Annotated in this window: 1 protein-coding gene; it reads left to right on the top strand. The window is 51.8% G+C overall.

Annotated elements, in window-relative coordinates:
* Positions 1-668 (top strand): GGDEF domain-containing protein (locus tag ACOCD2_RS23415; RefSeq protein WP_293675465.1); only part of this gene is annotated, 668 nt, incomplete at its 5' end.
* Positions 669-776: the final 108 nt, after the last annotated feature.

Here is a 776-nt window from a genome sequence, read left to right as displayed (position 1 = left end):
GATGGATAACCATGGCGTTATGCTTCCTCCAGGTTTTGCGTGAGCCAGTCGTTCAATATCTGGCGGGTTCGGAACAAAGGATAGCTCCTTTTTGGAATATAATCACATGGTACCCGACATTTGAAAATCTGACGCTCATCATGGGTGATGTGATGGCGCAAATTGAAAGCGTTCGCCCGCGAATAAAAGATGAACTGTCCGGTGCTTACAATGCGACTTATTTTGTAGACCTGCTGAAGTTTGCGGTGGACAAGGCCAATCGTCATGCAGAGCAATTGAGCCTGATGAGCCTGGAGGTGGTTCACGACACCGCCGGGAACCAGCTGGTGAACTGGCAGGATCAGGCCAGAGTGATACGCAAAGCCGCTGAATTCATCCGCGCAGTGCTGCGCAAGGGTGATGTCATGGCTCGCTGGCAGGAGCATGTGTTCTGGGTGGTGTTGCCGAACACAGATGCCAGTCAGACAGAATGGCTGGTCCACAGGATACGTGAATCCATACAACAGGCTGATTGTGTGGTTGATGGGCACGCCGATATTACCGTAAGTGTTATCGGGCTTCTGGAGGGGGAGGAGGCGGCAAGCCTGGTGAAAAGGATGGCTGACATGCGCTTCAAGGGGTGGTTCGACAGGCCGTATCCGAGTGTGGGCAATCTTTCCGGAACTTGAAGGTGATTCTTTCAGTCAGGCCCGGGCTGAACCTGAAGTCCCATGCTGAAACAAAACCAACAGCCTGTTCGCTGCTATGGGGCAACTTTAAAATAGAGTAAAATAGTC

Source organism: Thiolapillus sp. (assembly GCF_048562965.1).
GTDB lineage: Bacteria > Pseudomonadota > Gammaproteobacteria > Chromatiales > Chromatiaceae > Thiolapillus > Thiolapillus brandeum_A.
This window is presented reverse-complemented; position numbering and strand designations above follow the sequence as displayed.